Origin of the sequence: Bacillus sp. GbtcB10, from assembly GCF_019091365.1 — a bacterium.
Lineage (GTDB): Bacteria > Bacillota > Bacilli > Bacillales > Bacillaceae > Bacillus > Bacillus altitudinis.
This window is the reverse complement of the sequence record NZ_JAGXJP010000002.1, coordinates 922,477-936,783: the sequence shown is the minus strand read 5'-3', so window position 1 is coordinate 936,783 and position 14,307 is coordinate 922,477. Positions and strand designations below refer to the sequence as shown.

Annotated in this window: 14 protein-coding genes, 1 tRNA gene and 1 other annotated feature; of the genes, 13 read left to right on the top strand and 2 right to left on the bottom strand. The window is 43.4% G+C overall.

All coding sequences use genetic code 11. The annotated features are described in order from the left end of the window. The first annotated feature begins 1 nt into the window (after position 1). The 8 genes from KVT11_RS10060 to KVT11_RS10025 all read left to right on the top strand — a co-directional run bounded on the left by KVT11_RS10060 (position 2) and on the right by KVT11_RS10025 (position 7,797). Positions 2 to 74: transfer RNA gene (locus tag KVT11_RS10060), tRNA-Phe, on the top strand. A 347-nt stretch (positions 75 to 421) separates the two neighbouring features. Then, positions 422 to 1,129, top strand: a complete 708-nt coding sequence (gene yycF / locus KVT11_RS10055; protein WP_017359978.1) for a response regulator YycF — start codon at positions 422 to 424, stop codon at positions 1,127 to 1,129. 7 nt (positions 1,130 to 1,136) lie between these two features. Further along, positions 1,137 to 2,975: a cell wall metabolism sensor histidine kinase WalK gene (gene walK, locus KVT11_RS10050; protein WP_007497390.1), complete on the top strand. Its 1,839-nt coding sequence runs from the start codon at positions 1,137 to 1,139 to the stop codon at positions 2,973 to 2,975. Continuing rightward, a complete protein-coding gene (yycH, locus tag KVT11_RS10045; protein WP_156061150.1) occupies positions 2,965 to 4,344 on the top strand; it encodes a two-component system activity regulator YycH in 1,380 nt (459 codons plus the stop codon). The genes walK and yycH overlap by 11 nt, the downstream gene beginning before the upstream one ends. Then, positions 4,331 to 5,194 carry a two-component system regulatory protein YycI gene (locus tag KVT11_RS10040; RefSeq protein ID WP_017368442.1) on the top strand — a complete coding sequence of 288 codons (864 nt, stop codon included), beginning with the start codon at positions 4,331 to 4,333 and terminating at the stop codon, positions 5,192 to 5,194. Before yycH ends, KVT11_RS10040 begins: the two co-directional genes overlap by 14 nt. A 6-nt stretch (positions 5,195 to 5,200) precedes the next feature. After that, the gene (locus tag KVT11_RS10035; protein WP_007497388.1) at positions 5,201 to 5,995 is read left to right on the top strand and encodes an MBL fold metallo-hydrolase; all 795 of its coding nucleotides are present in this window, start codon (positions 5,201 to 5,203) and stop codon (positions 5,993 to 5,995) included. 81 nt (positions 5,996 to 6,076) lie between these two features. Beyond that, complete coding sequence (locus KVT11_RS10030) at positions 6,077 to 7,264, top strand: S1C family serine protease (RefSeq protein WP_210552277.1); 1,188 nt, start codon at positions 6,077 to 6,079, stop codon at positions 7,262 to 7,264. 68 nt (positions 7,265 to 7,332) lie between these two features. Further along, a complete protein-coding gene (locus KVT11_RS10025) occupies positions 7,333 to 7,797 on the top strand; it encodes a GNAT family N-acetyltransferase (protein ID WP_210552276.1) in 465 nt (154 codons plus the stop codon). A 38-nt stretch (positions 7,798 to 7,835) separates the two neighbouring features. Here KVT11_RS10025 and KVT11_RS10020 read toward each other — a convergent pair whose 3' ends face one another. Further along, entirely contained in the window at positions 7,836 to 8,717 is an 882-nt protein-coding gene (locus KVT11_RS10020; protein ID WP_035390097.1) for an ABC transporter ATP-binding protein, read from the bottom strand. After that, on the bottom strand, positions 8,718 to 9,407 hold the full coding sequence (locus tag KVT11_RS10015; RefSeq protein ID WP_046527570.1) for an ABC transporter permease: 690 nt from the start codon (positions 9,405 to 9,407) through the stop codon (positions 8,718 to 8,720). Between the two features lie 192 nt (positions 9,408 to 9,599). Continuing rightward, positions 9,600 to 9,870, top strand: a binding site (T-box leader). Between the two features lie 111 nt (positions 9,871 to 9,981). Here KVT11_RS10015 and KVT11_RS10010 point away from each other — a divergent pair. From KVT11_RS10010 to KVT11_RS09990, 5 genes are all read left to right on the top strand, one after another. Beyond that, positions 9,982 to 10,842 carry an SAM hydrolase/SAM-dependent halogenase family protein gene (locus KVT11_RS10010; RefSeq protein ID WP_017368438.1) on the top strand — a complete coding sequence of 287 codons (861 nt, stop codon included), beginning with the start codon at positions 9,982 to 9,984 and terminating at the stop codon, positions 10,840 to 10,842. 14 nt (positions 10,843 to 10,856) lie between these two features. Next, positions 10,857 to 11,414 (top strand): ECF-type riboflavin transporter substrate-binding protein, encoded by a 558-nt coding sequence (locus KVT11_RS10005; RefSeq protein WP_024718471.1) that lies wholly within the window; start codon positions 10,857 to 10,859, stop codon positions 11,412 to 11,414. Between the two features lie 19 nt (positions 11,415 to 11,433). Beyond that, complete coding sequence (locus tag KVT11_RS10000) at positions 11,434 to 13,149, top strand: ABC transporter ATP-binding protein (protein ID WP_210552275.1); 1,716 nt, start codon at positions 11,434 to 11,436, stop codon at positions 13,147 to 13,149. After that, positions 13,140 to 13,967 carry an energy-coupling factor transporter transmembrane component T family protein gene (locus KVT11_RS09995; protein ID WP_024718473.1) on the top strand — a complete coding sequence of 276 codons (828 nt, stop codon included), beginning with the start codon at positions 13,140 to 13,142 and terminating at the stop codon, positions 13,965 to 13,967. The genes KVT11_RS10000 and KVT11_RS09995 overlap by 10 nt, the downstream gene beginning before the upstream one ends. A gap of 164 nt (positions 13,968 to 14,131) precedes the next feature. Beyond that, positions 14,132 to 14,302 carry a CxxH/CxxC protein gene (locus tag KVT11_RS09990; protein ID WP_008360116.1) on the top strand — a complete coding sequence of 57 codons (171 nt, stop codon included), beginning with the start codon at positions 14,132 to 14,134 and terminating at the stop codon, positions 14,300 to 14,302. Positions 14,303 to 14,307: the final 5 nt, after the last annotated feature.

The following is a 14,307-nucleotide window of genomic DNA, read 5'->3' as shown; positions in this document are numbered from 1 at the left end:
TGGCTCGGTAGCTCAGTTGGTAGAGCAACGGACTGAAAATCCGTGTGTCGGCGGTTCGATTCCGTCCCGAGCCACTTCCAAACGCATCTGCAATCGCAGGTGCGTTTTTATTATGAAAAGAAGGCATAAAAAGGGAGAAGCCGGACCTAGGTAGGGCCCGGCTCCATAAGAAGAAGACGTTACATGTATATAGACGTTTGGTGACTGGAAAAGTTTCAATAAAAAAGGAAAAAGTCATCAAATCTTTTGGGCGGGGTTCTTCTATCCAACGTTTACTAGCAAAGAAAGCCGTTATTATTTTTATCTTTGCCTCGTAAAACGTTATAATAGACAGTGAGCCTTTTTTTCGTAAATGAAAAAGGCGTAATGAGACATGCAAAATGGAATGACATAGATGCTAAAAATGCAGGAGGAAATCACAATGGAAAAAAAGATTCTTGTCGTAGATGATGAAAAGCCGATTGCGGATATATTGGAATTTAACTTAAGAAAAGAGGGCTACGAGGTTCATTGTGCGTATGACGGAAATGAAGCCCTTGAAATGGTAGAAGAAATTAAGCCAGACATCATTTTGCTCGACATTATGCTGCCGAACAAAGATGGCGTTGAAGTATGCCGTGAAGTGAGAAAGAAATATGATATGCCGATTATCATGCTGACAGCAAAAGACTCTGAAATCGATAAAGTCATTGGTCTTGAGCTTGGCGCGGACGATTATGTCACAAAGCCATTCAGTACACGCGAGCTGCTTGCACGTGTAAAAGCAAATTTAAGAAGACAGACGGCTGCTCCGCAATCAGAGGAAGAATCTGAATCAAATGATATCGAGATTGGTTCACTTGTGATCTACCCAGATGCGTATGTCGTGTCTAAGCGTGACGAAACGATTGAATTAACGCATCGTGAGTTCGAATTGCTTCATTACTTAGCGAAACATATTGGACAAGTCATGACACGTGAGCACTTACTGCAAACGGTTTGGGGCTACGATTACTTTGGAGATGTCCGTACAGTAGACGTGACAGTCCGCCGTCTTCGTGAAAAAATTGAAGACAACCCTAGCCACCCGAGCTGGATCGTGACAAGACGAGGCGTCGGCTACTATTTAAGAAACCCAGAGCAGGACTAAGATTCTTATGAGTAAAGTAGGTTTTTTTCGCTCGATTCACTTTAAATTGACCTTGATTTATGTGCTGCTGATCATTGTCGCCATGCAGATCATTGGCGTGTACTTTGTGAAGCAGCTAGAGCAGTCCTTAATTAATTCATATGATAATTCCTTGAATCAGCGAATCTACTCGTTATCGTATTACCTAGAACAAGATTCATCGAAAAGCAAGGCAGAATTAAAAGAGGATGCTCAAAAGATATTAAACGATTTTAACAACAAAGATGAGTCTAATGAAATTTCTGAAGTCAGCTATATTGACGAAAGCAGAGAAGTCATTGCCTCTGTGAATAACGGCAGTCAAGAGATTGCCGGGAAGAAAATCACAGATCAAATCATTAGCCGTATTTTCGCGGTTGGCAAAGACTACGAAAAAAAATTCTATGACCCAGAATCGAATAAACGAGTCCGCATATCAGCAACAGCCGTGAAAAATGAGAACCAAGAAACTGTTGGTGTCATTTATGTGGTCTCATCCATGGAAAGTGTTTTTAACCAAATGCGAACGATCAACACCATTTTGGCGACGGGTACACTCATCGCACTTGGGACGACCGCTCTACTTGGTATATTCATATTCAGAACCATTACACACCCAATTTCGGATATGAGAAAGCAAGCGATCGAGCTCGCCAAAGGGAACTTTTCCAGAAAGGTCCGAAAGTATGGACATGATGAGATTGGTCAACTAGCAACGACATTTAACCATCTGACGAGAGAGCTGGAGGAAGCGCAGCTGATGACAGAGGGTGAGAGGAAAAAGCTTTCTTCTGTTATCGCCTATATGACCGATGGCGTCATTGCCACGAATCAAAACGGGGCCATTATTCTATTAAACAGCCCGGCACTAGAGCTTTTGAATGTTTCACGTGAAACAGCTCTAGAGATGCCGATTACATCCTTGCTTGGCTTAGAAGAAACTCATACATTTGAAGATTTAGTCGAAAATCAAGACTCCATGCTGCTAGAAATTGAACGTGAAGATCAACTGTCTGTTTTGCGTGTCAATTTCTCAGTGATTCAGAAAGAGCATGGGAAGATTGATGGCTTGATCGCGGTCATTTATGACGTAACCGAGCAGGAAAAAATTGATGCGGAACGTCGTGAATTCGTGGCGAACGTATCCCATGAGCTGCGCACACCGCTTACGACGATGCGAAGCTATCTTGAGGCTCTCGCTGAAGGTGCGATTGGTGATAAAGAGCTTGCGCCAAGGTTCCTCAGTGTCACGCAAAATGAAACAGAGCGCATGATTAGACTTGTGAATGACCTGCTCCAGCTGTCTAAGTTCGACAGCAAGGATTATCAATTCAATCGTGAGTGGACGAATTTTATCAGGTTTATCTCGCTCGTCATTGATCGTTTTGAAATGACGAAGGAGCAGCATGTCGATTTCATCCGCAACTTGCCGCAGCGTGAAATATATGTGGAAATTGATCAAGATAAAATCACTCAGGTGCTCGATAATATCATTTCCAATGCTATGAAATACTCGCCAGAGGGTGGACATATTACGTTCACTGTCGATTTGGATGAGGAGCAAGGTCTTGTGTTATTCAGTGTCAAAGATGAAGGAATCGGTATTCCGAAGAAGGATATGGATAAAATCTTTGAACGTTTTTATCGAGTGGATAAGGCAAGAACAAGAAAGCTTGGCGGAACCGGCCTAGGCCTTGCGATTGCAAAAGAAATGGTTCAGGCTCATGGCGGAGATATTTGGGCTGACAGCATTGAAGGAAAAGGAACAACGGTAACCTTTACCCTTCCGTACAATGAAGAACAAGAGGATGATTGGGATGAAGCGTGAGACCTTTAAAACCATTATATTGACAATCCTAATTGCGATCAGTCTTGTGTTTACGTGGAATATTTGGATGTTCCAGCCCGTCATGCAGGATCAGGCGGATGCCGGCACAAAGGTCGTGGAAACGAAGAAGATTTCAAGCGACGAGCCTCGGAGTCTCATTGATGTCGTGAAGCCGCGTGAGATGTTCATCCATTCCAATGGAGAGCATTTCAAAGTGGATCAAAAGGAACTCTTCCAAAACTTTTGGAATGATGTGAGCCTGTGGGATGTCAAAGAGATTGCCGATGTGTCGGACCAATATTCCGAGCAGAAATTTAAGAATTTCTTCTATGGACGCGAGGGGCAAGGTAAAACATTGGATCTTGTGTTCAATGATCCGATTCCGATTGATATTTTCCAAGCGCTGTTTAAATGGCCGAATAAATCCATTGAATACAACTCGTTTGACCGGATGATTGTGCCGTTCGCTCAGCCGGATAAGGCCAATAAGAAAGTCTATTTGATCTCATACAGCAAGGAATCGGTGCTTGAGCTGACGATTGAATCAGCCAACTATCGTAATCTGATGGATAGCATTGCCGCCGCTCAAAACGAGATGCCGCGCTATGATCTATATACTTTCTCTACAAATTCAAAACGAGATTTCCTTCTGCCGCAGAAGCAAAAGCAGCTTGAAGCGAAAATGTTCTTTATCGAAACGATTAAGACAAGCAAATTCAAGGACGCTTTGTTTACAGACCCAAGTCTAGTTGGGGAAGAGTCTAATTTAAACCGGACGGTGTATACAGATGGAACGAGTCGTCTTGAAGCAAATCAAAAAGACCACCGCATCCAATATCAGCATCGTAATATCAATTCTAGTACCGTATTCCAAACGGGAGATTTGATCAAGCGAAGCGTGAAATATTTCAATGATAACGGAAGTTTTACCGATAATTATCAATACTTCGGCATCAACAGCAACCAGCAGCTGTCCTTTAATATGTTTATGGATGGACTGCCGATCGTCAACAGCACAAAGCATCCATTTGGTATGACATCACTTGAAGTGCAATGGGCGAATGATGACATTTTGAGTTATAAGCGTCCAAACTACATTCTCGGCAACAAAGCGAGTCAGAGTGAACAGGTCAAACTGATGAATGGGACAGAGCTGAAAAACTTGATCATCAAGCAGACGAAGTATGATGATTTAGAGAAAATTGAACAGATTTTCCCTGCCTATCAAGCGACATCCACGGCATCAGATCAGGATCAAGCGATGTTTGTCTGGCTAGAGCCGGTATGGTGTATGAAATATAACGGAAAAACCGTCATTTTATCGAATGATTTGCTGACAGAGGGGAGCGAGAATCATGGAGTGGAATAAGACCAAAACGATCTTTATCCTAGCCTTTCTCGTTCTCGATATCTTTCTAGGTTTTCAATACTTTGAAAAGCGATCGACCGATCATTTTGCGATTATCGAAAAAACAGATACGCTGGAAGAAATGAAGGCAGACGGAATCAAATATGGCAATCTATCAGATGAAGCGAAGATTGGATACCGCATTACAGCTGAGAAAAAGCAATATACGAAAAAGGATGTCGACGGATTAGCTGATCAAAAGACGAAAAGCACATTCCCGAAAACCGAGAAAGATGATCCTGTCACCTTGCTTGAAATGACCTTCAATAAACCAGTTGCATTGCCGAAAAAAGATATGAAAACAGCAGCGACCAATCTTGTGAGCCAGCGTTTACTGGATGGTAAGAATTATAAGCTCTGGAGCATCGATGAAGAAACAGGTGAAATCGTCTTTTTCCAAACGTATAAAGGAAAATACATCTTCCAAGAAGGTCTTGATGACACCGAAACTATTGGGAAGATCACATTGGATGTGAACGATCAAAACGAGGTCGTCTCGTATCGGCAGTCGATGGTGACATCGATTAATGAAGTGAGAAAAGAAACCCTTGTCCCAGCGCTTGAAACGGTGAAGGACTTATATACACAAAATATGCTGAGCCAAAACACGACAGTGAAAAAAGTGGAGCTTGGCTACTACACGCAATACCCAGGTGCAAGCACTCAAGTCATGGTTCCTGTATGGCGAGTAGAGATTGAAGGCGTGGCAGCTGGTTCAAAGAAAAAGACAGAAGAAGAATATTTGATCAATGCCATTGATGGCTCAACACTTGATCATATAGAGAAAGAAGACAAATCTTCATTGGAGTGAGAGAACATGAGCTTGCAGTTCAGTGTACTAGCGAGCGGAAGTACGGGGAACGCTTTTTATTTAGAAACAGACGAGCATGCTTTTTTAGTAGATGCGGGCTTAAGCGGCAAACAGATGGTAGAGCTGCTTGGTCAAATCGACCGAAAGCCAGAAGACTTGGACGGAATTTTTGTCACACACGAGCACTCAGATCATATTAAAGGACTTGGTGTGATGGCAAGAAAGTACAAGCTTCCTGTCTATGCAAATGCGAAAACATGGAAGGCGATGGAGTCACATATTGGGAAAGTGGATACGGAGCAGAAATTCCACTTTGATATGGAGACGGTTCAATCATTCGGCGGTCTCGATGTTGAATCATTTGGCGTATCACATGATGCGGCAGAGCCCATGTTTTACGTATTCCATTATGGCGGGCGTAAACTTGCCCTTATGACGGATACAGGCTATGTGAGTGACCGGATGAAAGGGATTATTAAATCAGCCAATACGTTCGTATTTGAGAGCAACCATGATGTCGGCATGCTGCAAATGGGGCGCTACCCCTGGAGTATTAAACGCAGAATTTTGAGCGATGTCGGACACGTATCCAATGAAGATGCAGCTCTTGCTATGACAGACGTGATTGGAGACGCCACCTCACGCATTTATTTGGCCCACTTGAGTCAAGACAACAACATGAAGGACTTAGCCCGTATGGCGGTCCAGCAGACGCTTGAAATGAAGGGCTTTGTTGTAGGGGACGGCTTTGATTTATATGATACGGACCCGAAAAAAGCAACCCCGCTTTGCGCCGTATGATTTTTACAATCGTATGATTAAGATAAGAGCTTCTTACCAACACTATATACATCATCTATTCACTGAAAGGAAGGAAACATAGTGGATTATCGCGATGTAGAGTGGAAGCCGAGACGAAGCAGAAAAGGATATTTCCTATCTGGTCTGATCGGTGTATTGGTAGGAGCTTTTTTAATGGGATTCTTTTTCCCCTATGTGTCTGGACAAAGCGGCAGCCCCTTTGGCTGGAAATCAGCTGGAGATCAGCAGGCATCAGATGGCCCTTTAAAGACCGTCAATGTGAACGTGAATGATGCGGTCACAAAAGTGGTATCGAGTATGTCAGATACAGTTGTCGGCGTCATTAACATTCAAAAGTCGAGCTTTTGGGAAGAAGGCGGTGAAGCAGGTAGCGGGTCAGGTGTGATTTATAAAAAAAAGGGTGACACCTTTTATATCGTGACCAACCATCATGTCATCAAAGGCGCAAACCAGCTTGAAGTGAGCCTTCAGGACGGGACAAGGATCGGGGCAAATCTTGTCGGCAGTGATCAGCTTATGGATTTAGCGGTACTCACGGTCAAAAGTGATAAGATCAAGAAAACCGCCGCCTTCGGCAATTCAGACCATGTCAAACCAGGTGAGCCTGTCATCGCCATTGGAAATCCATTAGGTCTTGAATTTGCTGGCTCCGTCACACAAGGTGTGATTTCTGGAACGGAGCGTGCGATCCCTGTTGATTCTAATGGTGATGGACAGACGGATTGGAATGCGGAAGTTTTGCAAACGGATGCCGCCATTAATCCTGGGAACAGCGGCGGAGCCTTGATCAATATGGACGGCAAAGTGATCGGCATCAATTCAATGAAGATTGCTGAGTCAGAGGTGGAAGGGATTGGGCTGTCTATTCCTGCGAATCTGGTGATCCCTGTCATAGAGGATTTAGAGCGCTATGGAGAGGTGAAGCGTCCGTACCTTGGTGTTGGGATGAAATCACTAGCAGATATTGCGAGCTATCATTGGCAGGAAACGTTAAAACTGCCATCAAAGGTCACAACCGGAGTCGTCGTGATGAGTGTCGAGCCTTTGTCTCCAGCAGGAAAAGCGGGGCTAAAAGAGCTGGATGTCGTGACATCGTTTGACGGCAAGGAAGTACAAAATATCGTCGATCTGCGTAAATATCTTTATCAAAAGAAAGTCGGCGACAAGGTAAAGGTGCAATTTTACCGAAGCGGAAAGAAAAAATCAGTCGAGATCAAACTCTCCCAAACCGATCGGTTCGGTGGCTAGCCAGTTCCTATAAGGGACTGGCTTTTTTTATATGCCCGGCATATGATAAAGAAAAGGGGGAGATACGATTGGTCACATTACAGCCAATGTCACAAACGGATTATGACGTCTTGATAGCGGCGGCCATTAAGCGGTACGCAGAAGAAAAGGTACTCGCAGGGACGTGGAATCAGGAAGAAGCGCAAAAGAACGCAGAGGAACAATTTGACCGGCTGCTTCCTGAAGGCCTTCAGACAGAGGATCATGAGTTGTGGAACATCTTACATGGAGAAGAAGCCATCGGATGGGTATGGCTTTGCTATGATCCAGATCATCCCCAACATGAAGGCTTTATTTATAATTTTATTTTGTTTGAAGCGTATCGAGGAAAAGGCTTGGCAAAACAGGCCATGGCGGCATTAGAAGAGCAGGCAAAGTCATTAGGTGTGAAAAAACTATCGCTGCATGTCTTTGCCCATAATCAAATCGCCCGCTCACTTTATGAGAAAACGGGCTTTGCTGAGACTGGGATTTACATGAGCAAGCCTTTATAAAAAAAGAGAAGTACCGTGCAGTGAGCGTACGGTACTTTTTACGTGGACATCATGGCATCTTGCGCCGTGACTCGGTATAGATCGACTTTGCATTTCACAAACGCACGGATGATGGCTGGGACTTGAGCTTCTGAACGAATCAACAATGAGGTCTCGTCATCTCTGATCACAAGGTCTGTTCCCACACTTTGTAAGTACTGCGTGAGAACAGGCTTCACCTCATCATCAATCCATGCATGCTTGAAGGTGGCACGAATGGTTGAGGACGTGATGGTTTTCTCTTGAGGATGAGTACTTGAGGACACGATTTTTCCTTCAGATATGAAAGCTGTTTTGGTACAAATAGGCTGGGTGAACCTTGGCTCGTCTGCTGTTAAAAAGACAGTTTTCCCTTCAAATTTTAACGATTCAATCACCCGCTGGATATGTAAGATAGAATCTGCATCAATATCCGCAAAAGGCTCATCAAGTAAAATAAAGTCAGGCTGATGAGCGATGGCCTGAGCCATTCCGAGCCGCTTCTTCATCCCAGGTGTAAAGGCACCGACTTTCTCTTGATGATAACGATGTAAGCCAACAAATTCGAGTAATTCTTCATAATAGCTCGTTTTCTGGCGAGTACCCGTAATTTTCGATAAATAGGCAATATGCTCAATAGCAGTCAGCCCTTCATATAAATCTGTATATTCAGGCAGAACACCGATATGATGACGTACTTTTTTTAACGACGTCATGTTCATCATGATAAACGTGCCAGAGGTGGGGCGGGAGATCCCTGTAATGATATTAAAAAAGGTTGTCTTACCAGCACCCTTCGGTCCAATGAGGCCGAAGATATCCCCTTGATGGATATCAAGATCAATATGATTTATTGCGACTTTTGTCCGATATTTTTTTGTCAGCCCTTTTGTGTGAAGCACTTAGACATCCCTCCTCTGAAACAGTAGTGCCGTTCCAACGAGTAAGACAACAGTCAATGCAGCATTCATCAGCACATAGGTCAGCGGTTCACTCCAGCGCGCATAATAATAAGGCGTCACGTATTGGAACCAGTGAATCAACCGTTCTGAAGAAAGAACAGACATCATGCTCATGATTGGAAATAGAAAGGAAAACAACATGCCAACAAACATCGATTTCTGTGGTGTTGGAAAGAGCATGGACAAAAACAAAGCACAGGAGATGCCGACACTGATAAACGTTAATATTTTTAAGGCATCAGAGAACAGAAAACGATGTGAAATCACCATATTTAAAATATATGTGGTCATAATGCAACTGAGCCAAAACAGCATCAGCCCAAGATATTTCCCGATGACAATGTTTAAACGGGTCGTTTTGCTGACGAGAAAACGAATGGTTTTCAAATGAATTTCGCGGCTCAAAATATCATGAGATAATAAAAAAATAAGGAAGAAACCAAATAACGAAATCACTAGTTCATTCCCAATGGAATAAGGGTCCTTTGCCTGTTCCCACTTCCCTTGATAAGCAGCTATAAATGGAAGACTTGATACAAAAGTAGATAAAATGAAAATAATAACAATTGTTAAGATGGATTTTTTGCTTTTGAAGAGCTGCTTAAATTCATTCATACAGATGGTCCACACACACTGTACCTCCCTTCATCTTTATTATACCCCTAGAAAAGAAAGACACCATATCTCGCTCTTTAACATTTGCTTAAATTTTATAAAAAAGAAGACTCTTCCAGAACAGTTAACTCATTTTTAAAAATGTTCAGAAAAATATCTTGATTTATCAAAAAACATCATGTATGATAGCTTTAATTCAAGATAGTTAAACAGGCAATGACGAGAGAAAGTACAATCATCAATTTTTCCACAGAGAGCTTCGGTAGCTGAAAAGAAGCAAAAATAATGATTCGAAAAATGGTCTCTGAGCCTCGTGCTGAACATATCCATGATATTAGTAGGTGACGACGAGAGTTGGTACTCGTTATCAAAACCACAGTATATGAGCCAAATTGGAGCTTTGTACTTGTAGAGGCTGTTTAGCGCGAGCAAACAGTAAATAAAGGTGGTACCACGAGACAAATACCTCGTCCTTATGATTCATAGATAAGGATGGGGTATTTTTTATTGTCCACTTTTTTTCATACAAATGTTCAAATGTTCCACGTGAAACACTACAACCATTTTTTCAAATGAAAGGGAGATTAACATGAGTGAACATGCATTGGTTTTACAATCAGATTTCGGTATTGATGATGGAGCGGTCAGCGCAATGTACGGCGTAGCCAATACAGTGAGAAGCGGCATCCGCATTTTTGATTTAACTCACAACATTCCCCAATACGACATTTGGGAAGCGTCTTATCGCTTGCTTCAGACGGTCACATATTGGCCGGAAGAAACGGTATTTGTCTCCGTTGTTGATCCAGGCGTTGGATCAGAGCGAAAGAGCCTCGTCGTCAAAACAACAAGCTCACACTACATCATCACACCTGATAATGGGACACTTACGCATGTCGCACAGGATATTGGTATCGTGGAGGCTCGGTATTTAGATGAAACCATCAACCGTCTGCCGAAGTCAGGAAAATCACATACTTTCCATGGTAGAGACATTTACGCCTATACAGGCGCGAGAATTGCTTCAGGTGTGATTTCTTTTGAAGAGGTCGGGCCAAAGGCGAATATAGAGGACATTATTCACCTTCCAGTCGTACAAGCTTATGCGGAAGAAGAAGTGATCACAGGGACGATTGATATTTTAGATGTGCGGTTCGGAAACCTATGGACAAACATTCATCATACGTTATTTGAACAGCTTTCAATCAATTATGGGGATGCAATAGAAGTTACCATTGCCAACGGGCCAAAAAATGTGTATAAAAATATCATGACCTATGGACGATCTTTTGCCGATTTAAAGGTAGGCGAACCACTCGTATATGTCAATTCACTCGATCATTTAGGCGTGGCGATCAATCAAGGGTCATTTGCAAAGGCTTATAACATCGGTACAGGCACAGGCTGGCGCCTTTCGATTCGCAAAGCTCCGCGCATTATATACGAATAAGAGGAGGAAACATCATGGCAGGTAAACAACTTTCAACGAAAACTGTCGTTGCCATCGGGATTGGCGCAGCCGTCTTTGTCATTTTAGGACGCTTCGTCTCCATTCCAACTGGGATTCCGAATACACAAATTGAAACATCGTACGCGTTCCTTGCATTAATGGCCGTGTTATTTGGTCCTATTGCAGGCGCATTGATTGGATTTATTGGTCATCTCATTAAAGATGCCACCACATTTGGACCTTGGTGGAGCTGGATTATCGTTTCGGGTGTTGTTGGTTTATTGATCGGCCTCATTTCGAACCGTTTAAAAGTAGAAGAGGGCGACTTTGGCTGGAAAAAAATCACGCTCTTCAACGCCGTCCAAGCCGGCGCACAAGCATTAGGCTGGTTTGTCATTGCGCCGGTACTCGACATTGTGATCTATGCAGAACCTGCAAATAAAGTGTTTGTTCAAGGCATCGTAGCAGGAATCTCAAACATCATCACAGTCGGTGTACTAGGCACCATCATCATTGCGGCTTATGCGAAAACAAGAAGCAAAAGCGGCAGTCTATCGAAAGAAACATCATGAAGCAAGGTGGAACACATAAATGAAGAAACCGATGATTCAATTCGAACATTTCGGATTCAAGTATCGCAGTCAGGCAGAACCAACATTGAAAGATATCAACCTGACCATCTATGAAGGAGAAAAAGTCCTCATCGCAGGCCCGTCTGGATCGGGAAAAAGCACACTAGCCCATTGCATCAATGGGCTAGTTCCTGCGTCTTATAAAGGTTCTATGGAAGGAAGTCTTCACATCGGCGGGAAAAATGCAGAAAAGGAGAACATTTTCTCCCTCTCACAGCTTGTCGGAACGGTGCTTCAGGACCCTGATGGACAATTCATCGGGCTGACCGTTGGAGAAGATATCGCGTTCACACTAGAAAACGATCAAGTCACACGCGAAGAAATGAAAACACGTGTCGAGAAAGCGGCAAAATTAACAGAGGTAGACGGCAAACTGGCATCATCCGTGCATGAGCTGTCAGGCGGTCAAAAACAACGTGTCGCTATCGCAGGCGTACTTGTCAACGATGTCGACATTTTGCTGTTTGATGAACCACTGGCAAGCCTTGATCCCGCAACAGGTAAAGAAGTGATCGACCTCATTGACCGTCTGCAAAAAGAAACGAAAAAAACGGTCGTGATGGTGGAACATCGATTGGAAGACGTCCTCTTCCGCCATGTCGACCGCATCATCGTTGTCAATGACGGCACGATTGCAGCGGATATGACACCAGATGAATTGCTCGCCTCAAATGTATTAGAAGCGGCATATTTACGTGAGCCTTTATATGTGAGAGCGATGAAATATGCAGGCATTCCGATTGCAGCAGGAGATCAGATCGCTGATTTACAGCATCTCACCTTAAATGACGAGGCAAAAGAGAAAATCGAGCAATGGATGGAAGCATCTGAGCCATCAGTCGAGCAGAATGAATCGCCGGATTTACTAGAAGTGCGTGAGCTGAGCTTTGATTATCCGACAAGACCAAACACGCTGAGCAACATCTCTTTTACCGTCAAAAAAGGAGAAATGATCAGCATCGCCGGTGCCAATGGCGCAGGCAAGACGACACTATCCAAGGTGCTCTGCGCATTTGAAAAGCCAACAAAAGGGACAATCCTTTTAAATGGCGATGACATCACAGGAGACACCATCAAACAGCGCTCCGAACGAATCGGTGTCGTCATGCAAAACCCAAATCAAATGATTTCGAAACAAATGATTTTTGATGAAGTCGCACTAGGTCTCGTTTTAAGAGGCGTAAAGGAAGACGACATCAAGGAACGTGTAGAGCGGGTTTTAAAAGTATGCGGGCTGTATCCATTTCGGAACTGGCCGATCTCAGCCCTCAGCTTTGGACAGAAAAAGCGCGTCACCATTGCATCCATTCTTGTGTTAGAGCCAGAAATCATCATTTTAGATGAGCCAACGGCCGGTCAAGATTTTAGACATTACACAGAGATGATGACGTTTTTAGAGCAATTAAATCAGCAGGGCGTCACGATTTTGATGATCACCCATGATATGCATCTCATGCTCGAATACACGACAAGAACCATCGTCATTTCAGATGGAGAAAAAATCGTAGATGATACACCAGCCAAAGTGCTGACAGATCAGCTGCTAGTCCAAAAGGCGAGCTTAAAAGAAACGTCGCTCTATGAACTGGCGCTAAAAGCAGACTGGCCAAATCCAAATGAACTCGTGGATCGCTTCATTGAGGTTGACAGAAAGGAACGAATGACATGGCTGTAGACATGCTGTCTTATATCGATCGCCCGTCGCCAATTCACCGGCTGACAGGGGCAACCAAACTCATTTGCTTTATCCTCTGGTCATCCGCAGCGATGCTCACGTATGATACAGGCGTATTAGTGTTTATGCTAGTTGCCAGTATCGTGTTCTTTCAACTGTCGAATGTGCGATTTCGTGATATCTCTTTCGTAGTGATTGTCTTGGCGATTTTTCTTGTCATCAATAACATCGCCATTTACGTCTTTGCGCCTCAGCAAGGTGTCGCCATCTATGGAGCGAAGCACGAGCTGTTTCACATTGCAGGCTGGTACAATGTCACACTTGAACAGCTTTTCTATCAATTGAACATTACACTGAAATACGTGACTGTGATGCCAGCGGCGCTATTGTTTATTGTCACAACAAATCCAAGTGAATTTGCCTCATCGCTCAGCCGAATTGGGGTCAGCTACCGGATATCGTATGCGGTAGCGATTGCTCTGCGTTACATCCCAGATATTCAGCGTGATTTTCGAACGATCGCGATTTCTCAGCAAGCAAGAGGCATTGATTTATCGAAGAATGAAAAACTGGGAAAACGGATTAAAAATGCGCTTTCGATTGTGATGCCGCTGATTTTCTCCAGCCTAGAGCGGATTGAAACGATCAGCAATGCGATGGAATTGCGCGGGTTTGGAAAGCATAAAAAGCGCACATGGTTTACGGCGAAAGACTTTCAAAAAGCAGATTATGCGGCGTTAATCTTTGTTGGAGCGGTACTGATTGTGTCGCTAGTGATTACATTTGTTAGAGGAACGAGATTTTACAATCCGTTTTGATAGAAGGAAGCCTTCACAGGAGTGGAGGCTTTTTTATTTGGTTTGTGGATAAAAGGTGTGGAAAATGGTAAAAGACTATTAACATGTGAATAAATCGGTTATATTGAACAATGAGCGAAACACGTGTGAATAACCAAACAACATATTGGAGGAATTAGAAACTTATGAACAAATCACTTTATGCTTGTGCAGAACATATAGAAACCGTACTAGACATGTACATAGATGATCACGAAACACCGCCAGAATTCAGAAAAATCGAACATACACACAGCTTATCCACAACCTGTGAATTGTGCGATGAACCTGCAATATATATAGTGGGGAACGAATGATCGGA